The sequence below is a fragment of the Pseudofrankia saprophytica genome (genome assembly GCF_000235425.2).
GTDB classification, from domain to species: domain Bacteria; phylum Actinomycetota; class Actinomycetes; order Frankiales; family Frankiaceae; genus Pseudofrankia; species Pseudofrankia saprophytica.
Window position 1 is genome coordinate 1450660 of the sequence record NZ_KI912267.1, and the last position, 22957, is coordinate 1473616.

24 protein-coding genes are annotated in these 22957 nt (G+C 71.5%); 13 read left to right on the forward strand and 11 right to left on the reverse strand.

The genetic code is table 11. The annotated features are described in order from the left end of the window. Nucleotides 1-24: 24 nt before the first annotated feature. The 4 genes from FRCN3DRAFT_RS0240560 to FRCN3DRAFT_RS56920 all read right to left on the reverse strand — a co-directional run bounded on the left by FRCN3DRAFT_RS0240560 (nucleotide 25) and on the right by FRCN3DRAFT_RS56920 (nucleotide 4015). On the reverse strand, nucleotides 25-711 hold the full coding sequence (locus tag FRCN3DRAFT_RS0240560) for a TetR/AcrR family transcriptional regulator (protein ID WP_007506889.1): 687 nt from the start codon (nucleotides 709-711) through the stop codon (nucleotides 25-27). Between the two features lie 31 nt (nucleotides 712-742). Beyond that, complete coding sequence (locus tag FRCN3DRAFT_RS0240565; protein WP_007506890.1) at nucleotides 743-1549, reverse strand: SDR family oxidoreductase; 807 nt, start codon at nucleotides 1547-1549, stop codon at nucleotides 743-745. Between the two features lie 361 nt (nucleotides 1550-1910). Further along, nucleotides 1911-2570, reverse strand: coding sequence for a DUF4389 domain-containing protein (locus FRCN3DRAFT_RS0240575; RefSeq protein WP_007506892.1), 660 nt, complete (start codon nucleotides 2568-2570; stop codon nucleotides 1911-1913). A 365-nt stretch (nucleotides 2571-2935) separates the two neighbouring features. Next, nucleotides 2936-4015 (reverse strand): hypothetical protein, encoded by a 1080-nt coding sequence (locus FRCN3DRAFT_RS56920; RefSeq protein ID WP_342436254.1) that lies wholly within the window; start codon nucleotides 4013-4015, stop codon nucleotides 2936-2938. A gap of 457 nt (nucleotides 4016-4472) precedes the next feature. On the opposite strand from FRCN3DRAFT_RS56920, the gene FRCN3DRAFT_RS0240590 reads away from it, so the two are divergent. From FRCN3DRAFT_RS0240590 to FRCN3DRAFT_RS0240615, 6 genes are all read left to right on the forward strand, one after another. After that, nucleotides 4473-5513, forward strand: a complete 1041-nt coding sequence (locus tag FRCN3DRAFT_RS0240590; RefSeq protein ID WP_007506894.1) for a BMP family lipoprotein — start codon at nucleotides 4473-4475, stop codon at nucleotides 5511-5513. 289 nt (nucleotides 5514-5802) lie between these two features. Continuing rightward, nucleotides 5803-7419 carry an ABC transporter ATP-binding protein gene (locus FRCN3DRAFT_RS48755; RefSeq protein ID WP_007506895.1) on the forward strand — a complete coding sequence of 539 codons (1617 nt, stop codon included), beginning with the start codon at nucleotides 5803-5805 and terminating at the stop codon, nucleotides 7417-7419. Then, complete coding sequence (locus FRCN3DRAFT_RS0240600; RefSeq protein ID WP_007506897.1) at nucleotides 7416-8576, forward strand: ABC transporter permease; 1161 nt, start codon at nucleotides 7416-7418, stop codon at nucleotides 8574-8576. Before FRCN3DRAFT_RS48755 ends, FRCN3DRAFT_RS0240600 begins: the two co-directional genes overlap by 4 nt. Next, nucleotides 8573-10048 carry an ABC transporter permease gene (locus FRCN3DRAFT_RS56925; protein ID WP_007506898.1) on the forward strand — a complete coding sequence of 492 codons (1476 nt, stop codon included), beginning with the start codon at nucleotides 8573-8575 and terminating at the stop codon, nucleotides 10046-10048. The genes FRCN3DRAFT_RS0240600 and FRCN3DRAFT_RS56925 overlap by 4 nt, the downstream gene beginning before the upstream one ends. 55 nt (nucleotides 10049-10103) lie before the next feature. Then, the gene (cdd, locus tag FRCN3DRAFT_RS0240610; protein WP_198536220.1) at nucleotides 10104-10571 is read left to right on the forward strand and encodes a cytidine deaminase; all 468 of its coding nucleotides are present in this window, start codon (nucleotides 10104-10106) and stop codon (nucleotides 10569-10571) included. A 254-nt stretch (nucleotides 10572-10825) separates the two neighbouring features. Further along, entirely contained in the window at nucleotides 10826-11860 is a 1035-nt protein-coding gene (locus tag FRCN3DRAFT_RS0240615; protein ID WP_007506900.1) for an ankyrin repeat domain-containing protein, read from the forward strand. A 996-nt stretch (nucleotides 11861-12856) separates the two neighbouring features. On the opposite strand, the gene FRCN3DRAFT_RS0240625 is transcribed toward FRCN3DRAFT_RS0240615, so the two are convergent. Then, nucleotides 12857-13867, reverse strand: coding sequence for a helix-turn-helix transcriptional regulator (locus FRCN3DRAFT_RS0240625; RefSeq protein ID WP_007506903.1), 1011 nt, complete (start codon nucleotides 13865-13867; stop codon nucleotides 12857-12859). Nucleotides 13868-13928: 61 nt separating this feature from the next. Here FRCN3DRAFT_RS0240625 and FRCN3DRAFT_RS0240630 point away from each other — a divergent pair, with 61 nt between their 5' ends. Together FRCN3DRAFT_RS0240630 and FRCN3DRAFT_RS0240635 are read left to right on the forward strand one after the other, a co-directional pair. Beyond that, nucleotides 13929-15059 carry an epoxide hydrolase family protein gene (locus FRCN3DRAFT_RS0240630; protein ID WP_007506904.1) on the forward strand — a complete coding sequence of 377 codons (1131 nt, stop codon included), beginning with the start codon at nucleotides 13929-13931 and terminating at the stop codon, nucleotides 15057-15059. 296 nt (nucleotides 15060-15355) lie between these two features. Beyond that, entirely contained in the window at nucleotides 15356-16261 is a 906-nt protein-coding gene (locus tag FRCN3DRAFT_RS0240635; protein ID WP_007506905.1) for a Rieske (2Fe-2S) protein, read from the forward strand. A 58-nt stretch (nucleotides 16262-16319) separates the two neighbouring features. Here FRCN3DRAFT_RS0240635 and FRCN3DRAFT_RS0240640 read toward each other — a convergent pair whose 3' ends face one another. Genes FRCN3DRAFT_RS0240640 through FRCN3DRAFT_RS54630 form a run of 5 tightly spaced genes read right to left on the reverse strand, consistent with a single transcriptional unit; the run spans nucleotide 16320 to nucleotide 19611 of the window. Next, on the reverse strand, nucleotides 16320-17045 hold the full coding sequence (locus tag FRCN3DRAFT_RS0240640; RefSeq protein WP_007506906.1) for a glycosyltransferase family 2 protein: 726 nt from the start codon (nucleotides 17043-17045) through the stop codon (nucleotides 16320-16322). Beyond that, nucleotides 17042-17641 (reverse strand): SAM-dependent methyltransferase, encoded by a 600-nt coding sequence (locus FRCN3DRAFT_RS0240645; RefSeq protein WP_007506907.1) that lies wholly within the window; start codon nucleotides 17639-17641, stop codon nucleotides 17042-17044. Before FRCN3DRAFT_RS0240645 ends, FRCN3DRAFT_RS0240640 begins: the two co-directional genes overlap by 4 nt. Further along, on the reverse strand, nucleotides 17638-18381 hold the full coding sequence (locus tag FRCN3DRAFT_RS0240650; protein WP_007506908.1) for a PIG-L deacetylase family protein: 744 nt from the start codon (nucleotides 18379-18381) through the stop codon (nucleotides 17638-17640). The genes FRCN3DRAFT_RS0240645 and FRCN3DRAFT_RS0240650 overlap by 4 nt, the downstream gene beginning before the upstream one ends. Beyond that, nucleotides 18378-19433 (reverse strand): acyl-CoA dehydrogenase family protein, encoded by a 1056-nt coding sequence (locus tag FRCN3DRAFT_RS57310; protein ID WP_007506909.1) that lies wholly within the window; start codon nucleotides 19431-19433, stop codon nucleotides 18378-18380. Before FRCN3DRAFT_RS57310 ends, FRCN3DRAFT_RS0240650 begins: the two co-directional genes overlap by 4 nt. Before the next feature lie 10 nt (nucleotides 19434-19443). After that, nucleotides 19444-19611, reverse strand: a complete 168-nt coding sequence (locus FRCN3DRAFT_RS54630; RefSeq protein WP_007506910.1) for a hypothetical protein — start codon at nucleotides 19609-19611, stop codon at nucleotides 19444-19446. Between the two features lie 162 nt (nucleotides 19612-19773). On the opposite strand from FRCN3DRAFT_RS54630, the gene FRCN3DRAFT_RS48760 reads away from it, so the two are divergent. From FRCN3DRAFT_RS48760 to FRCN3DRAFT_RS0240685, 5 genes are all read left to right on the forward strand, one after another. Beyond that, on the forward strand, nucleotides 19774-20181 hold the full coding sequence (locus FRCN3DRAFT_RS48760; RefSeq protein WP_007506911.1) for an HAD family hydrolase: 408 nt from the start codon (nucleotides 19774-19776) through the stop codon (nucleotides 20179-20181). Nucleotides 20182-20194: 13 nt separating this feature from the next. Continuing rightward, complete coding sequence (locus FRCN3DRAFT_RS0240670; RefSeq protein ID WP_007506912.1) at nucleotides 20195-20941, forward strand: DUF72 domain-containing protein; 747 nt, start codon at nucleotides 20195-20197, stop codon at nucleotides 20939-20941. A 138-nt stretch (nucleotides 20942-21079) separates the two neighbouring features. Beyond that, nucleotides 21080-21442 carry a hypothetical protein gene (locus tag FRCN3DRAFT_RS0240675; RefSeq protein ID WP_007506913.1) on the forward strand — a complete coding sequence of 121 codons (363 nt, stop codon included), beginning with the start codon at nucleotides 21080-21082 and terminating at the stop codon, nucleotides 21440-21442. Nucleotides 21443-21521: 79 nt separating this feature from the next. Beyond that, nucleotides 21522-21995, forward strand: coding sequence for an alpha/beta fold hydrolase (locus tag FRCN3DRAFT_RS48765; RefSeq protein ID WP_198536221.1), 474 nt, complete (start codon nucleotides 21522-21524; stop codon nucleotides 21993-21995). 139 nt (nucleotides 21996-22134) lie between these two features. After that, a complete protein-coding gene (locus FRCN3DRAFT_RS0240685; RefSeq protein ID WP_007506915.1) occupies nucleotides 22135-22338 on the forward strand; it encodes a hypothetical protein in 204 nt (67 codons plus the stop codon). Between the two features lie 54 nt (nucleotides 22339-22392). Here FRCN3DRAFT_RS0240685 and FRCN3DRAFT_RS0240690 read toward each other — a convergent pair whose 3' ends face one another. Then, complete coding sequence (locus tag FRCN3DRAFT_RS0240690; protein ID WP_007506916.1) at nucleotides 22393-22755, reverse strand: VOC family protein; 363 nt, start codon at nucleotides 22753-22755, stop codon at nucleotides 22393-22395. Nucleotides 22756-22957 lie beyond the last annotated feature (202 nt).

Below are 22957 nucleotides of genomic sequence, written 5' to 3' on the forward strand. Positions count from 1 at the left end.
TCCGACCCGGCGCACCTGGCCGGCTCAGAGCAGGCGGAGGGACGCGGCGGGAAGCGCCTGGTCAGACTCGGGCAGAAACCGCCGGGTATCCGGTGACACCGGCGCGGCGAGATAGCCGGTGAAACCGTCGATCGTCATGCTGACGAACGGGCCGAACGGAACAACCCGCTCACCGGCCGCGATCGCCTGCTCGCGCCGCGCGGCGGAATGCACGCTGAGCTCCTGGACCTCGCGGATGCGCGTCGTGCGGACAGGTTCCTCGACATGTGCCAGCAGCCGGCGCATGTCGTGGAGGAACTCGTTCTGGGACCGCTGGATCTCCTCCGGCTGGCCGAGGGCGCCTCGTGACTCCTTGCTGCGCTGGAGCTGCTCGACGAAGGACACGTAGAAGTTGTCGGGTGACTCCGCCAGCTCCAGCACTGGCAGCAGGTGGGCCTCGAACCGTGCCCGCAGGTCGTCCGGGTCGATGCGGGCCAACAGAAGGGCGCGCCGCTGCACCAGCTGGGGCATCCGGTGAGCGAAGATCGCCTCGATCAGACGCCGTTTCGAGCCGAAGTAGTAGTGGACGGCCGAGTTGTTTCCCGATCCGGCCCGTGTGGTGATCTGCCGCAGGGACACCCCATCGATGCCGTGCTCGGCGAACAGTCGTTCGGCGGTCAGCAGCAGTTGCAGTGCCATCGCACCCGTCGGCGCGCCCTGCGGCTGGGTCACCGCCGGCCCGCTCGCCGGCGTAGGTACCGGTTCACGCTGTCTGCTCCGCGATCAGTGCCTGTAGGTAGGCCTCCGGGTCGGTAGCTCGGGCGACAAGCTCCTGCTGGAGTTCGGGCACCGTCAGGACGAGGAACCGTCCGTGCGTCACGGCGTCGGCCGCCAGCTCGCCAACGGTCTGCGCGGGCACCACGGGATGGTCGGGGGCGCGTGGCGAGGAGGTCACCTGGCCGTAGGCCGTCACCTGCTCCAGGATGTTGGTGATCACCCCGGACGGGCACACGCACGTGACCCCGATGCCGCGTGGGCCCAGGTACAGCGCGAGCGCCTCGGACAGCCCGACGATCGCGTGCTTGCTCGCGACATACGGGAGGCGGTCGAACCCGTACGCGAGCAGACCCGACGCGGACGACGTGTTGACCACATGCCCCCGGCCCTGCCCGATCAGCAGCGGCAGGAACACCCGGTTGCTGCGCGCGATGCTCATCAGGTTGATCTCGAGTACCCGCTGCCAGGCCTCGTCCGGCAGCGACTCGGGCGCGCCCATGGCGAGCACGCCGACGTTGTTCATCACCAGGTCGACCTGGCCGAACCGCTCGAGGCAGGCGTCGCGCAGCGCCGCCAGGTCCGCCTCCCGCGTCACGTCGACCCGTACCGCGAACGCTTCGCCGCCGCCGGCGGTGATCTCGGCCGCGACGGCGCGTGCCCGGTCCAGGTCGAGGTCGCTCACCATGACCCGGGCACCGCGACGGGCGAACGCGAGCGCGGTGGCTTGGCCAATACCGCTGCCCGCGCCGGTGATGACGGCCGCGGATCCCATCAGGCGTAGGGGGCGCGTCATGCGATCGCCGCGGCCTTCGCACGGCCGAGGTTCGCCGACCTGCCTTGGGCTCCGGCCTCGTGGGTGGCGGGGAACGCGCGCCCGTGCTTACAGCCGGCGCTCTCCCGCCGCCCCTCGCCGCCGAGGTGCGGATGCACGGTCGGAACCATGCGATCGATGCCCACGGAAGCCCTCCCCCGAGTTAAAGCGACTGTCTTGAGGAGCAAGGTACTTGACTTGAGGAGCAGGCGCCCACCTTAGTGACCGCATGGCACCCACGACGTCCAGCGGCCCCGGTCCCGGACCCCGCCGCGTCAACAGCGGCGCGGGCGGCGGATGGCGATGACGGCCGCCGAGAGCGAGGCGTTTCCGCGGAGCAGCCTCAGGTGAGGTCGGGAGCGGCCGGGTCGGGGCCGCCCATGTCGAGCCGGAGCGGCGGGTAGCTGTCGGTCATCAACATCGCGTAGCCCTGGACACGCAGAGCCCACCGCCGCAGGCCCAGAACCAGGTCGTAGACGGACTGCGGGTAGCGGCCGGTGAACAGCACGATGACCCCGGCGAACAACGTCAGCAGGCCGGCCAGGGCGTTGCCGAGACGGCCGACGATCAGGTAGTGCGGGATGGCCAGCAGCCAGGACTTCACGAGGACCAGGCCGCGAGACAGCCGGTCCGGGTAGGCGACCGACAGCTGCGCCGGGTAGTCGGGGACCTCGCCGAGCGAGAACGGCGGGTAGCGATCGGTGGCAAGCGCGCCGTAGCTGTAGTAGTTCACCCGCCAGGACCAGCGAAGAACTCCGACATTGAACGAGAAGATAGAGCGCGGGTAGCGGCCGGTGAACAGGATGGCGAAGAACGCGCCAATGCTGAGCACCAGCACCGCTATCCAGAGGAAGAACAGGACGATGGCATGCGGGATGACCAGCAGCCACTTGACGAGCCAGAGCCACCGCGACAGCCCCGGGTCGGGCCCGGGCGCCGCGTCGATGCGGACCGGATAGGCCGGCTGGTCGGTCGGGCGAGGCTGGTCGGTGATGGCGGACATTGATTCACTACTTTCTTCGCTGGCGCCGGGAAGGGATCCCGGTCATGCCGGAAAGGGACGAACCCCGTTACCTCCTGATCCAACCAATGATTCGGCCCCGCCAACAGCCGGCCAGCCCCCGGCCCAGCCGTCCGGTCAACCCGCCGGCCAACGGGCGGCGGTCCCCCGGTCACCCGTCGAGCAGCCCCCGACCGGCTCGCTCGCGGTCATTTCACGCCGTCTCCGGATCGGCGGCTACCGGACGACGACCCGGACGCGGACGAGGTTCTGGACGAGGCCGTAGGGGCCGGTGGCGCCCCGCTGCCGGGAGGTGACCCGCACGACCGGGAAGTACGTGCCGGCCTTGGCGAAGGTGTGCGTGGTGGTCAGCCGCGCCTTCTGGGCGGGTTTGTCGATCTCGGACCGCTCCGGGTAGCCGCCCTTGCCGTCGAAGTCCCAGTCGGCTTGGTCCAGAAGTCTTCGACGTAGGTCGGGTCGAGGATCCGGACACCGCCGGCGACCGCGAAGAACGCTCCCCCGCTCATGTTCCGGTAGTCCCACCAGCCGCCGGGCGGGAGGCCGAGCCGGGTCGCCTCGCGCAGGACCGACTGCTGCTCATCGGTGAGCCCCGCATACGGATCGCCGCTGCCGCCTGGCTCCAGGGCGTCGACGATGCGCGGAAAGACGTCGCGCAGCACGCGCAGCGCCAGGAGCTCGACGGTCATGCTGCTGGGGATGGCGTTGGGGCTGCCGGGGACCATCGGCACACCGCCGTCCCAGACGCCTTCGGTGTTCTCGAGCGCGCCGATCGTCTGGTAGGCGCCCCCGCTCGCCCCGTAGATGTAGCCGCGCGGGCGGGCGTTGTCGCCGTAGACCTGCCTCGCGACCGTGCGGGAGAACTTCGCGGCCGCCGCGTTGACCCGGTAGCCGGCGATGTCGCCGGCGCCGGGCAGACCGCCGGCGTTGTTGGTCGACACGGCGTACGCGCCGTTGGTGATGGCGAACGCGACGGCGTTCGCCGCGGCCTCCTCCGTGGCCAGGGTGGGATAGGTGGACTCGAAGAATCGCCCCTGGTACCGCAGGGGAAAGTAGAGGGCGGACTTCGCCTTCGTACCGGTGAAGCCGCCGTGGATGTAGCGGACGTCGACCGTGACGTCCGCCGCCGTGTCGGTGACCTTCCGTTTTTCGTCCAGATCGACGTACGGACGGTTCAGAACCGGGTCGACGCATCGCTCGGAGGGCCAGGAGCCCGGCGGCGTCCTTGAACATGCCGCTGACCGGAACATGCCACTGACCGCGCACTGGACCATCAGGTTGCGCCAGTTCGGCTCGCGGCCCGGCGCGAAGGTCCAGGCCGGGACGGGCTGCCGGGCCAGGGCGGTGCGGCCGGTCGCCGCGGCCACGTAGCAGGTCGGCAACCTCGGCGCGTCCGCGGTGTTGCCGTAGGTGAGGAAGTCGGTGGTCATGAGGACGATCGGGGCGCCGAGAGCCACGGCGTAGCCGACCTCGAGGCAGGCTCCGTCGTCCAGGCTGGGTCCCTGCAGCAGCGCGAGCAGGCCGGTCAGGTCGTCCAGCCGCTCGCGTCCGGCTCGAACAGGCGGTGGGCCAGGTAGAACATCGCCTCAGCCTCCCTGGCGGGTCAACCACGACTTCCCCGATGCGTCAACCCCGACCCCACCCTTGGGGAGTACGAAACATAAGCGTTACAGGATCAGGGACTCAGAAACTACGGACGGTTGACCAGCGAAACCTTCTACTTCTAGCCTTCGACGATTACGCCCGGATCAGGCGCTTTTGGGTGATCGGTTCCCGCAAGGCGCCGATGCCGGCAGCACCGCGGGCGGAGCGTCCGAGGCAGACGAAGGGGAGACAGGTTCCTTGCGGGTAGACAGGCGTGTGCGGAGATTCGGCCACTTTCGGAGGATGACGGGACTCGTCGCCGCAGCCAGCGCGGCGGTGCTCGTCCTCGGGGCCTGTGGTGACGACGGGGGGGACAGCACGACGCCCGCGGGCTCCAGCGGCAGCGCCACTGCCGGGTCCACCAAGGTCGGCCTCGCGTACGACATCGGTGGCCGGGGCGACAAGTCCTTCAACGACTCGGCGGCGGCAGGCCTCGACAAGGCGGTCAAGGATCTCGGTCTCGGGAAGACCGAGCTGGAGGCCACCGAGAACGAGACCGACGCGCAGAAGGAGGAGCGGCTGCGGCAGCTCGCCGACGCCGGCAACAACCCGATCATCGCGGTCGGCTTCGCCTACGCGACGGCGCTCGGCGCGGTGGCCCCCGAGTACCCGAAGACCAGCTTCGCGATCATCGACGACGCCACGCTCGCGGATGTCCCGAACGTCGCCAGCCTGACCTTCGCCGAGGAGCAGGGCTCCTTCCTCGTCGGCGCGATCGCGGCCCAGGCGACGAAGGCGAACAACATCGGGTTCGTGGGCGGCGTCAACACCCCGCTGATCCAGAAGTTCCAGGCCGGCTACGAGGCGGGCGCCAAGGCCGTCAAGCCGGACATCAAGATCCAGGTGACCTACCTGACCCAGCCGCCGGACTTCACCGGCTTCAACGACCCAGCCAAGGGCCAGACCGCGGCGGCCGGTATGTACGACAGCGGCGCCGACGTCGTGTACCACGCGGCGGGCGGCTCCGGTAGCGGCGTCTTCACGGCCGCCAAGGCCGCCGGCAAGCTCGCCATCGGCGTCGACGCGGACCAGTACCTGGGTGCTGCCGCGGACGTCAAGCCGGTCATCCTGACCTCCATGATCAAGAAGGTTGACGTCGCCGTCTACGACATGATCAAGTCGTACGTCGACGGCAAGCCGCTGACCGGGCCGAAGGTGTACGACCTGAAGGCCGGTGGCGTCGCATTCGCGACGTCGAACAGCATCGTCGCGCCGTACACCGCCACGGCCGAGGACTACCAGAAGAAGATCATCGCTGGGACAATCACCGTCCCGACGAGCTGAAGCACCGAAGAACTGCCGAAGAACTGAGGAACTGAGGAACTGAACCCTGTCAGGCCCATCCGAACCACCGGATGGGCCTGACAGGGCCGTTTCATCCATCCCACGAGGAGCGTCTCCTATCGGCACCGAGGGCAGAGAGGCGTCAGCCGCCGACGACACCGGAGCGCCGGTCGCGGGGGCAGCCCCCGGCGACGACGCGGCGACGGCGGGCGGAGCCGCCGAGGCCGCCGGCACCGGGCCGGAGGTCTTCGCCGTCGAGCTCCGCGACATCACCAAGACGTTCCCCGGCGTGGTCGCCAACCGGGACATCTCCATCCGCGTCCGGCGCGGCTCCGTGCACGCGGTGGTGGGCGAGAACGGCGCCGGCAAGTCGACGCTGATGAAGACGCTGTACGGGATGCACCGTCCGGACTCGGGGACGATCCTCGTCGACGGCACGGACGTCACGCTGCACAGCCCGGCGGACGCGATCGCCCGCGGCATCGGCATGGTGCACCAGCATTTCAAGCTCGCCGACAACCTGACCGTCCTCGAGAACGTGGTGCTCGGCGCCGAGCCGCGACAGCGCGGATGGCGCCGGTTCCTGCTCGATTCTCGGCAGGCGCGGACCCGCATCAACGAGATCGCCACCCGCTACGGGCTCGACATCCGGCCCGACGCCTACGTCCGTGACCTGGGCATCGGCGAACGGCAGCGGGTCGAGATCCTCAAGGTGCTCTACCGGGGGGCACGCACCCTCATCCTCGACGAGCCAACCGCGGTCCTCGTCCCGCAGGAGGTCGCCGAGCTGTTCGGTGCGCTGCGTGACCTGGTAGACGAGGGCCTGTCCATCATCTTCATCTCGCACAAGCTCGACGAGGTGCTCACCGTCGCCGACGACATCACCGTGATCCGGCGCGGGACGACGGTCGGCACCGTCCGGCCCGCCGAGGTCACCGCGCGGCAGCTGGCCGAACTGATGGTCGGCAGCGAGCTGCCCTCGCCGGAGACCTCGGAGGACACCGTCACCGACGACGTGGCGCTGACCGTCGAGGGGCTGTCCGTCGACACCGAGGACGGCCGCCGGGCCGTCACCGACGTCAGCTTCACCGTGCGGCGCGGGGAGATCCTCGGCATCGCCGGCGTCGAGGGCAACGGCCAGGCCGAGCTGATCGAGGCGGTGATGGGCATCCGGCCCGCCGCCGCCGGCCGGGTGCTGCTCGGCGACGCCGCCAACGGGTCCGACGTCACGGCGTGGCCGACGCGGCGGCGCCGGGAGGCCGGCGTGGCGTACGTGCCCGAGGACCGGATCCGCTCCGGCGTCCTCGTCGACTCCTCCCTCTGGGAGAACCGCATGCTCGGCCATCAGACCCGGCCGCCGAACTCCCGCGCCGGCCTGCTGACGCCGTCCGCGGCGCGGGCCGACACCCGCAGGATCGTCGCCGAGTACGACGTGCGGACCCCGTCGGTGGCCGTCGCCGCCGGCGCGCTGTCCGGCGGCAACCAGCAGAAGCTGATCGTCGGCCGGGAGATGGGCGGCAGTCCGAAGCTGCTGGTCGCGGCGCATCCCACTCGCGGGGTGGACGTCGGCGCGCAGGCCGCGATCTGGGACCAGTTGCGGACGGCCCGCCGGGAGGGCCTGGCGGTGCTGCTGGTCAGCGCCGACCTGGACGAGCTGATCGGCCTGTCCGACACGCTGCGGGTCATCCTGCGCGGCCGGCTGGTCGCCGAGGCCGATCCCGGCAGCGTCACCCCGGAGGACCTGGGGTCGGCGATGTCCGGCATGAGCGGCACGCCGGCCGCGCCCGCTACGCCCGTTGCGCCCGCCGCCTCTGAGGCCGAGCCGGATGGCGGTGGTACCGAGGTCGCGGTCGAACCCGGCGATACCGAGTCCGAGGCCGCGGTCGAGTCCGGGGAGGACCGGTGAAGGCGCCGAACCCCAGGAAGCTGCTGACCTCCACCGGCACCGCGCTGGCCGCGCCGCTGCTGGCGCTGGTCACCGCGGTCACGGTGACGGTGCTGGTGCTGGTCGGCGCCGGCAGCAATCCGCTCGACGTCCTCGACACGATGGTCACCTACGCCCAGCGGCCGCGGTCCCAGGCGCTGATGCTCAACTCGGCGGTGACGTACTACTTCTCGGCGGTCGCGGTCGCGATCGGGTTCCGGATGAACCTGTTCAACATCGGCGTGGATGGGCAGTACCGGCTGGCCGCGCTGCTCGCCGCCGCCGCGGGAGCCGCCATCAGCCTGCCGCACGTCCTGCATGTCGCGGTCGTGCTGCTGATCGCGATGGCCGTGGGCGCGCTGTGGGCGGCCGCCGCGGCGCTGCTGAAGGTCTACCGCGGCGTCAGCGAGGTCATCTCGACCATCATGCTCAACTTCATCGCGACCGCGCTGATCGCCTACCTGCTGACGCCGGGCCGGCTCGCCGTGCGCACCACCGGTTCGAACAACATCGGCACCAGGCTCATACCGCCCTCCGGGCAGATCCCCGGGATCTCGGTCATCCCGGACTCGCCGCTGAAGGTCTACGGCCTGGCGATCCTGGCGGTCATCGTCGGGGTCGGCTACTGGTTCCTGCTGTCCCGCACCCGGTTCGGCTTCGACCTGCGGGCCGCCGGCGCCAGCGAGGACGCGGCGAAGTCCAGCGGAGTCCAGGTCGGCCGGATGATCGTCATCAGCATGCTGCTGTCCGGCGCGGTCGCCGGGCTGGTCGGCATGCCGCAGCTGCTCGGCGCGTCGCACACGTTCTCCATCGACTTCCCCGCCGGGCTCGGCTTCACCGGGATCGCGATCGCGCTGCTCGGCCGCAACCACCCAGTCGGCATCGCGATCGGCGCGCTGCTGTTCGGCTTCCTCGACAACGCGTCGACCTCGCTGGAGCTCGAGGGCGTCTCGAAGGACATCGTGCAGGTCACCCAGGGCGTCATCGTGCTGTCGGTCGTCGTCGCCTACGAACTGGTGCGACGGATCCGCACCCGGGCCGAGCAGCGGGAGGTCGCGCGACGGCTCGCCTCGGGCGGTCCTCCACCGGCGGCCCCTGTCCCGCCCGTCCCGCCGACGCCGCAGGAGGTGGGAGCGTGACGACGGTCCTGACCCCCACTCCCCCGTCCCCACCGCCGCCGGCCTCCGGGCCCGGAACACCGTCCGGCTCCTGTCGGGGCACCGGCTGGACGCCGAGGTGGCGCCGCGCCGCGGGTCCGCGCTGGCTGTGGATCGCGGGGGGCGTCCTGCTCGTCCTGGCGTTCGCCCGGACGCTGTCCGGGGCCGACCAGCTCACGTCGTCGGGCACCGTGTCGGCGGCTCTCGGGGCGACGGTGCCGATCGCGATGGCGGCGCTCGGCGGGATGTGGGCCGAACGGGCCGGCGTGGTCAACATCGGCCTCGAGGGCATGATGATCCTCGGCACGTTCGGGGCCGGCTGCATCGGCTGGGAGCACGGGCCCTGGGCCGGGCTGGTCGCCGCCGTGCTGTTCGGCGCGATCGGCGGGCTGGTGCACGCGGTCGCCACCGTCACCTTCGGTGTCGACCACATCGTGAGCGGCGTCGCCGTCAACATCCTCGGGCTGGGCGTCACCAAGTACCTGGCCGCCGAGCTGCTCGAAGGCACCCCCGGCGGCGGACAGTCGCAGTCGCCGCCGATCGGCCCGGTCGGGCGGGTGTCGGTGCCCGGCATCGAGTCGGCGCTGCGGCCGGTCGAGAACCGGCACTGGTTCCTCGTCTCCGACCTGGCCGGGCTGCTGCGCGGCCTGCTCACCCACATCTCGCTGTTCACGCTGATCGCGGTCGCGCTGGTCGCGCTCAGCGCGGGCATCCTGTGGCGGACCCCGTTCGGGCTGCGGCTGCGCTCGTGCGGCGAGGAGCCGCACGCCGCGGAGACGCTCGGCGTCAACGTCTACGCCTACAAGTACGTGGCGGTCATGATCTCCGGTGGGCTGGCCGGTTTCGGCGGGGCCTACCTCGCCGAGGTCGCGGCCAACATCTACCGCGAGGGCCAGACCGGCGGCCGCGGCTACATCGGCCTGGCGTCGATGATCTTCGGTAACTGGCGTCCGGGTGGGCTCGCCGCCGGCGCAGGGCTCTTCGGTTACACCGACGCGCTGCAGCTGCGGAACGCGCCAGCCGTGCACGCGCTGCTGCTGGTCGCCGCGGTCCTGCTGGCCGCGGTCGGGGCCGTCACGCTGCTGCGGTGGTTCCGGATTCCTGGAGCCGGCGGCGGCGGACTGGCGGCCGTGCCCAGCGGTACGGGTGACTCCGACGGTGACGGTGACGGTGGGAACGGCGGTGAGGGCGGCGGTGAGGGCGCGAACGGCGTTGGCGGCGCCGTTGCCGGAAAGGCCGGCAAGGGCGGTGGCCGACCACGGATCGCGGTGATCGTCGCATGCTTCGTGGCCGCCGCTGGCCTGGCCACCTGGTACGCCTGCACCGACTCGCTACCCAGCCAGGTCGTCACCGCCACCCCGTACGTGACCACGCTGCTGGTGCTGGCATTCGCCTCGCAGCGGTTGCGGCCACCGAAGGCGGACGGTCTCGTCTACCGGCGCGGCGAGGAGTAGCGCCGGCGGGATGCCGGCTCGGTCCGCCGCCGGCCAGACGCCTGCGCCCACGCTGGTGGCGCTCGATTTCGAGGTTCAAGGGGCTGTGGTGAGCAGTACACAGATCGACGAGAATATCGTCGACGAGCTCGTCAGACTGGCGACGGAGGCCACGGAGTTCGCCTACGCGCCGTACTCGATGTTCTGTGTCGGCGCGGCACTGGTCACCGGAGACGGCCGGTTCTACTCGGGCGCCAACGTGGAGAACCGGTCGTACCCGATGTCGATCTGCGCCGAGCGCGCGGCGGTGGTCAAGGCCGTGACCGCGAGCAGGACGACACTGGAGATCGCCGCCGTCGCCGTCGTCGAAAAGAAGGAAGGACCGTGCGCGCCCTGCGGGGGCTGCCGTCAGGTCCTCTCCGAGTTCGCTCGGGCCGGCGCTCTCCTGATCTACAGGGACGCCCACGGCGTGTTCAAACGAGTGACGATCGAGGAGGCGCTGCCAGACGCGCGCGCCTTTCTCTCGGATACGCCGCCGCGTTAACCCGGCGGCCGGCGATCGTCGTTTGTGCCCTGCTGTGGTTGCCAGCGAGGCCGGGTCGTGACCACCTGAGGGCACAAACAGCGATCTGTGCTGGTAGCCGCGGCGGCGGTGGCTAGGATAGGCGGCGAGCGTGTGAGGGCGCTTCCGGGTCCGCGGGCAGGACTGAGTCCACCTCGAGAGACATGTTCTGCCCAGGCCGTTGACGTTCTCCTTTCCGGCTCGGCGCGCGGACCGCGAGCTGACGAGGGGACGTCATGCCCAGCCTTCCCGCCCGCCCGGACTTCCAGCAGCTCCGCCACCAGGCCAGAGACCTCCTGCGGGCCGCCCGGAACGGTGACGCCACCGCGCTGGCGCGTGTCCGCGCCGTCGCGGACGAGGTCAGTCTCGCGAACGCCCAGCTAGCGCTCGCCCGGGAGTACGGATTCATCAGCTGGACCAGGCTGAAGACCGAGGTCGACCGTCGCGAGGCCCTCGACGACGTTAATGTGGCCGGCCTCGTCGACCTGCTCACGCGCGAGCCCGAGTTGGCCGTCGCCGAGATGACGCGGTGGTGTGACCACCCGTTGGGCGCGTCGCCGCTGAGCTACGTGGCGATGCTGCGCTACGACACGTCTCGCGACATCTGGCGCGACGTCCCCGGCACCGCGGCGCTGACGGGCGCGCTGCTCGCGGCCGGAGCACCGGTCGACGGCGAACCGGGCGGCCCGGAGACTCCGCTGATCACGGCGGCCAGCTACGGCGACGCGGAGGTCGCCAAGGTCCTCATCCAGGCGGGCGCCGACCTGGAGGCCACCTCGTCGCCGACCTCCGGCGGGGTTCCCGGCGGGAACGCGCTTCTGCACGCCGCCGTGTTCGGGATGACCGCGGTGGTGGACGTCCTGGTGCAGGCCGGGGCGCGCATCGCGGACCTTGTCGTCGCCGCGGCGGCCGGCGACATCAGCCGCTGGCCTCTCGAGGAGGCCAGCCCGCAGCAGCTTCTCCTGGCGCTCATGATGGCCACCGACCATCAACGCCTGGCGGTGGTCGAGGAGCTGGTCGCGGCCGGCACGCCGGTCGACGGGGTCGACGAGATCTGGAGCCGTCATCCGCTGCGGCTGGCCGCGGCGAACGGTCGACCCGCGAGCGTCCGATGCCTGCTCGCCCTCGGCGCCGACCCCAACCTGCGCGACGCCGACGGGCACACGCCCCTGGACCTGTGCCGAGCGGACCGTCCCCACCACCTCCCGGGCACCGGCCACACGGAAGTCGAACAGATCCTCGAACCCCTCACGAACCCGACCGGCGGGTGACCGGGGCCACCCGGACAGCTAACCACCTTGCCATTGGGTCCGCTCATTGGTAGCTCAAGGTCTTGGTCAAGGCCCGGGATTGGTGCGGCTAACACCGCCCGGGCCGCTTTATTGATTTTTCTTTCACCTCCGAACTTTCCCTGCGCGCGAAACTCGCGTCGCTGCGTCTACGGCAGATCGCGTCGTGTTTGGCGGATTCCGCGCGGTGCGGTCTCGATCCGGGCGCGAGGCCGATCGTTCCGTGGCAACCGCAGAAGCCGGCGTCGGTATCACGGCTACACTTCGGGCGTGTCGCGCGCGAGTCGCTCCGATAGTGCTGCTTTGAATGGTCCGGAGACCGCTCGGGCGTTGCGGAAGCGTCATCGTCGGGCTTGGGGGACGGTTGGCATCGGCGTGTTTGCGATGACGGTGGGGTTGCCGCTGACGCTGATCGGTGACGGGGGCCCTGCGTTCCTACCGTTCGCGTTCGGCGGGCTAACGGTGGCTTGCGGGTTGATCGCGCTCGTTCACGTAGGGCGCATGCGGTTCCTCCTGTCGCGCAACCCGTGGACGGTGCGGCCGTGCCGGTTCGGGACGGTCGGGGGCGGCAACGGCCAGCCGACGCTGATCCTGTGGCCACCGGCGCCACCACATGATGCGCAACCGGTCGGACCTCGCGCCGCCGAGTCGCGCGGCCCGTACGAGGCGGTCATGTCCCCGGTGACATCCATCTGGCGGTGGCCCGCGCTCGAAGCCTGCGACCGTGCGACGGTGTGGTTCGTCGGAAGTCGGCTATGGGGTGGGACGGTCGCCGTACCGGGCACGATGGAACTCTTCTGGGTTCGTCCCATGCGCATCCCGCCGCTGCGGTGGTACCTGGCGCGCCGCGTTCTCGAGGAGGATGCTCAGCGAGACCAGCGGTAGCAGCGACGATTCTCCTGCGCCTGGCTGTCCGGACACGGTTGAGGTTTCCGCGGCCGTAGCCCTGATCACGAAACGGCGGCCGCCGTACCACGGTCAGGGTTGGATGGCCCCGAGGTAGCGGTTGCCCAGCACGCGGAGATGCTCGACCAGCTCGGGCGGTTCGGTGACCGTGAAGTCGCGGCCGAGCATGCCGATGTAGACCGCGATGATCTCTAGGCTGTCCCCTCCGGTCACGAGGACGCAGGTGGAGTCGTCGATCGCCTCCACTACGCCGACGGTCGGGTTGATCCGTGAAAGCACCTCATCGGCCGGCGCGTGGACGGTGATCCGCACATGCACCTTCCACCCGGCCTTGGCCACGTCGCGCAGCACGAAGCTCGGGTAGTCCCCGCCGGGCAGCTCGGACGGCGCGAACCTGCGCCCGGTCGCGTCCCGGAGCGCGATCCAGTCGACGCGGTAGGTATGCCAAGCGCCCGTCTCCGGGCCTCGGGCGACGAGGTACCAGTGCCGTTGCCAGCTGACCAGCCGGTAGGGCTCGACGAGGACTGGCCAGTCGCCAAAAGGCGCCGAGGCGTCGTTGAGCTGTGGCGACTGGTCCGTGCAGGAGGGGGCGGTGTAGTCGAAGCGGAGCAGCTCGCGGTCCCGGATGCACGCGGCGATCATCGCCAGCATCGCGGAGTCCACGACCGGGTCCGCAACGTTGCTGCCGGTGTTCGCCGGGCCCTCCAACATTGCTTCATGCAGAGCGTTCACCTGACGCCGCAGCCGATGCGGAAGTACCTGCTCGAGCTTCCTCAACGCCCCCGCGCTGCTGTCCTCGATCCCGCTGACACCGCGACCCGCACGCAGGCCGATCGCGATGGCCACCGCCTCCTCGTCGCTCAGCAGCAACGGCGGCAGCTTCGCCCCGACGCCGAGCTGGTAGTAGCCGGCGGGCCCGCGGACCGCTTCCACGGGATAGCCAAGGTCACGCAACCTGTCGATGTCGTTGCGGACCGTGCGGGTGGTGACCGCGAGTTGGTCCGCCAGCTCCGATCCCGTCCAGTTCGGTCGCGACTGCAGCAACGCCAGCAGCGCGAGCAGCCGGGACGAAGTCTCAAGCATGTCGAGGATCGTCGCATAAATAGGAACGAAGTGTTCCTATACGGGTTCTAGCGTAAGTGCCATGACGAAGACCACGAACGACATCCGCCCGTTCCGCGTCGAGGTTTCGCAGGCCGATCTTGAGGACCTCGGCGAGCGCCTGGCCCGCACCCGGCTGCCGCGGCCCGCTCCCACCGACGACTGGGAGTACGGCGTCCCGAACAGCTACCTCGCCGAGACCGTCGAATACTGGGCGACGAAGTTCGACTGGCGCGCCCAGGAAGCCCGGATGAACGCGTTCCCGCAGTACCTGACCGAGATCGACGGGCAGACCGTGCACTTCGTCCACGTGCCGTCGAAGGAGGAGAACGCGACCCCGCTGCTGCTTCTGCACACCTACCCGGGCTCGTTCGTCGACTACCTGGACATGATCGACCAGCTCACCGACCCGGTCGCGCACGGCGGCAGCCCCGACGACGCGTTCTCGGTCGTGGTCCCGTCGATCCCCGGTTTCGGCTACAGCACGCCGCTCGTCGGGCGCGGCTGGACCATGCGGCGAGCGGCCCAGACGGTCGACGGGCTGATGCGGCGGCTCGGGTACGAGTCGTACGGCGTGCACGGCAGCGACGCCGGCGCGATGATCTCTCGTGAACTCGGTCTCCTGCAGCCGGCGGGCTTCCTCGGTCTGCATGTGCTGCAGCTGTTCTCGTTCCCTTCCGGCGACCCGGCGGAGTTCGCGAAGCTCGAGCCGAAGGACTACGCCGCGCTCGAGCACCTCAAGTGGTTCCAGTCCGTCGGCGGCTACAACCAGATCAACGCGACCCGCCCGCAGACCGTGGCGGTGGCCATGGCCGACTCGCCGGTCGGGCAGCTGGCCTGGAGCGAACTGTTCAACAACTTCGGCAACGGCACCAGCCTGGTGACCCGCGAGCAGATCCTCACCCAGGTCTCGCTGTACTGGTTCACGAACACCCAGGCGACCGCCGGGCGCTACCACCTCGAGGAGGCCAGGGCGGCGCGCGAGCCCGAGGTGAACCCCTCGCGAACCGGCGTGGCGGTCTTCGCCGACGATTTCAAGACGATCCGCACGTTCGCCGAACGCGACAACTCCGCCATCGCGCACTGGTCGGAGTTCCCGGACGGCGGGCACTTCGCCGCGATGGAACGCCCCGACGTCCTCGTCGGTGACCTGCGGACGTTCTTCCGCGGCTGACCGCCCTCCCGCGCGAGTGCGAGTACGGGTACGTCGGACAGAGTCCGTCGGACACACTGCCGCGCCCACCCAGTCAGGACGGAAGACATCGCCCGAACCCGCGCCGCGACCTCGGGGGCCGGCGCTGGCCGGTCGGTGCCTCACCATCGGCACCGGCCGGGGGTACAACGCCTGCCTCAGCCGTTCGACCGGCTCCGGGGAGGGGGTGGCGATTAGCGGTACTCGTCCCGCGGGCCGGCCGGCTCCGCCGTCGAGCGTCGGGTTTGGCCGCGGCCAGCCGAGGCAGGTTCCCGGGTATGAGTCCCGACCTTTCGTCGCGTCCCCGGCCGGTCGTCGATCGGATGACGGACTGGCTCGAGCGACAGAGCCGGATCGATCCGTTGGCCGAGCGGGTCGGCGCGGCCGTCGCCGCCGTGCCGCTGCCGGCGTGGGCGCGGGACCTGCTGTCGGGCCGGCAGCTGGGCCATCCGCTGCATCCCGCGCTCGTGATCGCGCCGGCCGGGTTCCTCCTGAGCGCGACCACCCTCGACGTCGCGGGCGGCGGCGCCACCCGCGCCGCCGTCCGGCGGCTCGTCGGCCTCGGCCTGCTGTCGGCGACGCCAGCGGCGGTCGCCGGCTGGTCGGACTGGCTGGACACCGAGGGCGCCGAGAAGCGGGTCGGGCTGGTGCACGCGGCGGCGAACGTCGCCGGTCTCTGCGCCTACGCGATCGGTCTGCGCCGGCTGCGCGCCGATGCGAGCGCTCGGGGCTGGACGCTGGCCGGGGCGGGGGCGCTCGGCGCCGCCAGCTGGCTCGGCGGGCACCTCGCGTTCGCGCTGGGGGTCGGGGTCGACACGACCGCCTTCCAGGCCGGTCCCGAGGACTGGGCCGACGCGACGGCGGCCGTGGACGTCTCCGACGAGTTGGTCCAGGTGACGGTGGCCGGCGTACCGCTGCTGCTGACACGGCTCGACGACGGTCGGGTGGTGGCGCTGGCCGACCGCTGCACCCATCGCGGCGGTCCGCTGTCCGGCGGGGAGCGGGCCGGGGGCTGCGTGACCTGCCCGTGGCACGGCAGTCAGTTCGAGCTGGCCTCGGGCGAGGTGCGTCGAGGCCCCGCGACCCGGCCCGCGCCGGTCTACGAGACGCGCGAGGCCGGCGGCCGGATCGAGGTACGGCGACAGGAGCAGCGGGCACTGCGGCTCAACCCGGTCGGGGTCTAGTACCACCCGCGCCGGCGCCGCCCGCCTCGGCGCCGGCCGCGCCGGGAGACCGGGTCGGTCAGGAGGCGGGCTGGTCGCTGAGGGCACGCAGGTAGTCGGCGAAGCCGCCGCGGACCCGGGAGACGAGCCGGGCGCTCGTCGTGACCCGGACGGCGGTGGTGTGCGCGATCCGCAGGCCGCCGATGGCGGTCAGTCGGCGGGCCAGCTCGTGGTCCTCGCCGACGGCGAGGGCGGGCATTCCGCCGATCCGCAGGTAGGCGTCGGCACGCAGGCCCATGGTGGCGCCATGGACGTGGGTATGCGGCCCGGCGTGGCCGCGCGCGGTGTCGGCGTAGCCGGCGGCGAACCGGTCCGGCGTCATCGGCGGGCAACCGTTCCAGTCCTCGACGTCGACGACCCCGAAGGTGGCGTCTGCCCCACGGCCGGCGAGGCGGACCTGGGCGGCCAGCCAGTCCGGGGCCACCCGGCTGTCGGCGTCGGTGGTCGCGAGCCAGCGCCCGGACGCGGCGCCGTTCGGGGCCCCGGCGAGCAGGGCCGCGAACCCCGCGGCCCTCGCTCGACCGACGTTGCGGTCCCGCACGTCCAGCGTGCGCACGCCGCGAGCCCGGCACCGGGCCGCGGTGGCGTCCGCGCAGGCGTCGGTCACGACGAGGACGTCGACCGGTATGCCGGCCAGGTCGGGGTACGAGATGGCGACGGCCAGCGCGTCCAGGCAGCCGCCGATCAGGGCCTGCTCGTCATGGGCGGGGACGACGACGCCCATCCATTCGACGTCCGTGGTCACCGCAGGCCCGTCCGGGTCGCCACAGAGCGCGGGTCGGTGGACCACACGTCGGCGACGAGGTCGTCGTCCCGGTGGTGGGCGAGGTGGGTGAGCCCGGCCGTCCGGGCCGCGGTGGCGAGCAGGTCGTGGACCTCGTCGCCGCCCAGCGGGTAGTCGCCGACGTCGGGCCGCCAGTGGACGGCGAGCAGCGTGCCGGCGGCGCCGGCGGCGCGGCGGGCGAGCTCGGCCGCGTCGGGGCGGTCCAGGTAGTAGCCCAGTTCTGACAGGACGACCAGGTCGTGGCGGCCGGGCGGCCAGTCGTCGGGCAGCGCCGCGACCCGGACGTCGACGTGCGGCAGGCCCCGGGTCCGGTCGCGGGCCGCCGCCACGGCGGCCGGGGCGATGTCGGTGGCCAGGAGCCGGTCGCAGCACCCGGCCAGCTCGACGGTCAGCAGGCCGATGGAGCAGCCGGGCTCGTAGGCGGTCCGGTACCGGGCGTCGGGCAGCAGCGCCATCGTCAGCGCGCGTTTGCGCCGCTCGTACCAGCGGTCGCGGAAGCCCCAGGGATCGTCCGACGCGGCGTAGAGCCGGTCGAAGTAGGAGCCGGGAACGGTCATCGGGGCTCCCTCAGCAGCACCTCGTCGCAGCGCAGCAGCCGGGCCAGGGTGGCCGGCGCCAGGATCGGCCTGTCGCCTTCGAGCTGGGACACGAAGGCCCGGGTCGCCGCGCGCTTCGCCGCGGCCGCCGTCGCGCCCAGCGGGACTCGCAGCGCGCGTTCCCACGGCACGTCGGCCGGGCTGGCCCAGTGCCAGGCCCAGATCAGGTAGGACCGCAGCCGGTCGGGCGGGACCAGGGCGGTGGCCGCCGTGCCGCAGGCGTCGTGGTCGGGGTGGCCGTCGCGCCGCCACGGCGCCAGCACGAGGTCGGCCGCGGTGACCAGCGGCCGGAGCCGGGCCGCCACCGCGGTGGCGCTCACCCCGCCGTCCGGGAGGCCCAGCCGGTGCACCTCGGTGCCGGCGAGGCCGAGCCGGCGCAGCGCCTCGGCCCGTTCGGCCACCCGGATCCGTCGCAGCTCGTCGGCCCGGCCGGGATGGCTCGCCTCGCCGTCGGTCACCGCGACGACGACGACGGGCACCGCGAGCGCGGCCAGCAGGGCGAGCGTTCCGCCGACGCCGAGCGTCTCGTCGTCCGGGTGTGGGGCGACGACCACGACCCGGCCCGGGGGCGCGGGGCGCAACGACGCCGGGGCGACGGTCGGGAGGCGGCCGGGCAGGCCGGCGTCGGCCCAGGTCGCCTCGGAGGTGCCCGGCCCGTTCAGGTCCTGGACGACGTGGCTGTGCGGCAGGCTGGCGGTCACAGCGACCAGTCGCCGGGAAGGGTGGCCACGTCGGCGCCGAGCGCGGCCAGGTCGCGTTCGGCGTGGTCCTGGCGGATGTAGACCTCCAGGTCGGCCACCCGGCGGGCATGCTCGGGGTCGCCGACCAAGGGCGCGGGTCCCAGTGCCCGGCCCACCCGGACGATCACGTCGCTCGCCGCCTGGGCCACCGTGGCGCGGACCCGGCGGGCGAGCCGGGCCCGGTCGGTGGCGCCGGCGGCGTCGAGCCGGTCGGGTGCGGGCCCGTCGGCGTGGAGACCGTTGGCGTGCGGCCCGCCGGCGTCGAGGACGTCGGTGTCGAGCCGGTCGGCGGCCGTCCGCAGCACGTCGGCGCAGGCGCCGAGCGCGACCTCGACCGCGCCGAGATGGGCCGCGGCGTGCGGGTCGTCCCGGCCGGCGGCCACCGCCGAACGCAGCGGGCCGGCCACGGCCACCGCGCCGCCGTACCAGCAGGCGGCGACCCCGATGCCGCCGGCCCAGAAGCCGGGCCGGCGCAGGTAGTCGCCGCACCCTCCGACGGGATGGGCGGGCGTTCCGGCGAAGGTGACCGCGCGGGTGTCGGCACCCTTCATCCCCGCCGCCGCCCAGGCGTCCGGCCCAGCCGTCACCCCCGGTGCGTCGAGCGCGACGGCGAAGAGCCGGCGACCGTCGTCGGTCGCTCGGGCCGTGACCAGGGCGTGGGTGAGCAGCGTCGCGCCGGAGCACCACCGCTTCGTCCCGTCCAGCACCCACCCACCGTCCGGGTTCGGCCGCGCGGCCAGCGGCTGGCCCGGCCCCTCGGCCGCCCACACCCCCCAGCGCGAGCCGACCGGGACCGGACCGACGCCGAGCTCGGCCAGGATGGCCACCGCGTCCGCGTGCGCCTCGACCAGCCGGGCGAGCACCAGGTCGCGTTCGGCCAGCGCGGCCAGCGCCGACCAGCGGGCTCGGGTCCGCCCGGCGCGGGGCAGCGGCCACAGGTTCGCGTCGGCGCAGGCTGCGGCCAGCTCCGCCGGCACCGGCGCGATCGCGGGTGCCGGCACGGGTACGACCACGGCCGCCGCCTCAGGCCGCTTGCGCGGACGGGGTGAGGACGCGCGGCGACGTCGACGGGGCGGCGGCGAAGAAGGCGAGCAGACCGTCGGGATCGGGCCCCGCGCTCACCAGGACCTCCCGCCTGATGATCTTGGCTGGGCCGAAGGTGTCGGTCGCCAGCCTGTACCCGACCTTCACAGCGGTCCTCCTTCGTCGGCTGGGCTTCGTCGTTCCCGCCGATCGCCTTCCCCAGCTGGCCGCCGGCGAATCCGGGAGCCCGCGTTTCGGCCCGACCCGCCCGGCCGAGGCTCGGGGCGGTGGCCCGCATGGGCGAGCCCGTACGGGGGTACCGAGGCGGACGTGGGTGATTCGGTCGCGGTATTGCTCGACATCGACGGGACGCTCGTCGACACGAACTACTTCCATGCCCTCGCCTGGTATCGGGCGTTCCGGCAGGAGGGGCATCCGGTGACGGTCACCGACCTGCACCGCCGGATCGGCATGGGTTCCGACCAGATGCTCGACGCGATGCTGCCCCATCGCGTCCGTGACCGCGACGATGTGCTGCAAGCGGCCCACACCGAGCACTACGCGGCCTTCTTCGGCCTGATGCGGCCGCTGCCGGGTGCCCGCGACCTGCTGCGACAACTGCGCCGCCGCGGTGCCCGGGTGGTGCTGGCCACCTCGGCGCCTCCCCGATCGGCCGGCTCCTACGCCAAGCAGGCTGACCGCGTGATGTCAGTCCGCGTGATGTCCGTCCGTTCGTGATCAGGGTGGTGCCGTGGCGAGCCTGTACATCGGGACGTCGGGCTGGAGCTACGACCACTGGGAGGGCGTGCTCTACCCGCCCGGAACGCCCACTCGGGACCGGCTGGCGATCTATGCCCGCCATTTCGACACCGTCGAGCTGAACGCCAGCTTCTACCGGTGGCCGACGGACGCCAGCTTCGCCTCCTGGCGCCGGCGACTGCCCACCGGTTTCGCCATGTCGGTGAAAGCGCCACGCGGGCTTACCCACGCGAAGCGCCTTTACGGCCCGGAGGCCTGGACCGAGCGGATCGCCCGCGGCTGGCATGAGCTGGGCGAGCGCCGGGCGGTGGTCCTGACCCAGTTGGACGTCCGCCAGAGCAGGGACGACGCCCGCCTGGAGTATTTCCTCGCAGGTGTTCCGTCGTGGCTGCGGATGGCCGTGGAACTACGCCACGAGAGCTGGCAGACCGAACCCGTCTACCGGTTGCTCGAACGTCATCAGGCGGCCTACTGCGTCATGAGCGGCGCCAACCTGCCGTGCGTCCTACGAGCCACGGCGTCGTTCGTCTACGTCCGACTACACGGACCCGACCACGGCGCTCTCTACTCCGGTTCGTACAGCGACGACGACCTGCGGTGGTGGAGCGACCGGCTCCTCGAATGGCACCGAAGCGGCCTCGACGTCTACGCCTACTTCAACAACGACGGCCACGGTCACGCCGTCCGCAACGCCCTGACCCTGCGCCAGCTCTGCGCCAGCCGCCTGGAGTCCCCCTGAGCCCGGACGCCGACGCGTTGATCATCGCCGGCCCGGCGGCCAGCTCGGCCCGGACGCCGCGAACCGGTGGTGTTGCGCGGCCGGACTGGGGAAATGGTCAACGCAGAACGATCGCCAGCGGACGACGAGGAGGCCCGCATGTCTGTCACGACCTTCCACGACCTTCCCCTTGCCGACCGGAAGCGTGCCTGGAACGGCGCCGCGGCCGAGAAGCGGGTCCGGCGGTGGGCGCAGGCCCAGGACGCCCCGAACGGCAAGTACCGCGAGGCACACGTCTGGTACGACCGGGACAAGAAAGACGAGTTCACCGGCTACAAGCTGCTCATCGCCGACGTGATCGACGGCGAACTGACAGTCGTTCCGCGGGGGGTGATGGCCGCGGCGGCGGTCATGCAGGGCTCGCGCGGCGGCGTCGACCTCCCCGACACCGACATCACCCGAGTCAAGAACCACCTGGCCAAGTACTACAAGAAGATGGGCGACGAGGCTCCCTGGGAATGATCGACCAGTCCTCCAGGTAGATCGACCAGCCCTCCAGGTAACAGGCCGTAGGCCGATGTCGACCGGCTCGTGGTCATGGATGGCGTGCCCATCAGCGAGGCGCTCGCCCGGTGCGACGCGACGTTCGCGCGCCGCTGGTACCACTGGGTTCTTCCTCGCCCAGCCCGACAAGCCGGAACGAGCCATCCTGGCCGACCCCGACACCTGGTACACCAGCGACCCGGAGGCCATGGGCCGGGCGAACCATCGGGAGTTCCACACCGCGAGCCACGACCCGGCGACCGTTCGGGCGATGGTGGAGGACTACCGGGCCGGCCTCGGAGTCGACCGGGAACACGAGGAGGCCGACCGGAGTGCCGGCCGCACCGTCCAATGCCCAACTTTGCTGCTGTGGTCGACCCGCGATGATCTGGAAGAACTTTATGGTGACCCTGTCGCGATCTGGCGGCCGTGGGCAACGACCCTCCGTGGCCTGCCCATCGACTCGGGCCACCACATGGCGGAGGAGAACCCGGCGGCGGTCGTCGACGCCCTGGGTGGTTTCCTCGCCTGATCGCGACCCGCGCGGCGAGCATCCTGAGCGGCCCCACAGGCGCCGGAAATGGGCGATTAAGTGTGGCGATCTAGTCAACAGGGTAGATGAGAGGCAGGTTGCCGGATCGTCCCGCGGCCCAGGACAAGGGAGTTCCGGTATGAGCCTCGTGGACAGTCTGCTGCTTGGTATCGACGAAGGAGACCGGCGGCATCTGCTCGGGCTGATCGCGGAAAACATCAATGCCGATCTCGACGCCGTCGCCGCGGGCGCCGCCCCGCAGCGTTCGCACGATCTCGGCAGCCAGCCCCGCCGTTCACGTCCACGCCGCGCGAAGCGGGTCGAGACGACGGCGACCGCCTGACTCTGATCTTTGGGATCCGATCCAGAGATCCAGAGGCGAATCTCGTCTGCCTGTTCAGGCTTTGCCGCTCAGGACGCAGAACTCGTTGCCAGCCGGGTCCGCGAGCACCACCCACGACTCCTCGCCCGTCTGCCCGACGTCCGCTCGGGTGGCGCCGAGCGCCACCAGCCGCTCGACCTCGGCCTGCTGTTCGTCGGGCGAGGACGGCGTCAGGTCAAGGTGCAGCCGGTTCTTGACCGTCTTGGCCTCGGGCACCGGGACGAACAGCAGCTTCACCGAGCTGTCCGGCGAGACGACGATCCACTCGCCGTCGTCCTGGTCGGCCTCCGCGCGGACGCCGAAGACGTCGGCCCAGAACCGGGCGACCTGGACCGGGTCGACGCAGTCGACCACAAGCCACTTCCAGCTGAGCGCCACGGTGAACCTCCTCGCTGCCGCCTGGTCCGGCGGATCGACGGGCGGTGGATGCATCGACGCGCGTTGGATACCCGTGCCGATGCCAGGAACACGGGGTGATGACCGGATTTAGGACCCCCCGAGCAGGCAGCCTGGGGATCATGACTACAGCACCGGCGGAGTAGATCCTTCACGTCCCGCCGCTTCGCCGACCCCCGCTTCG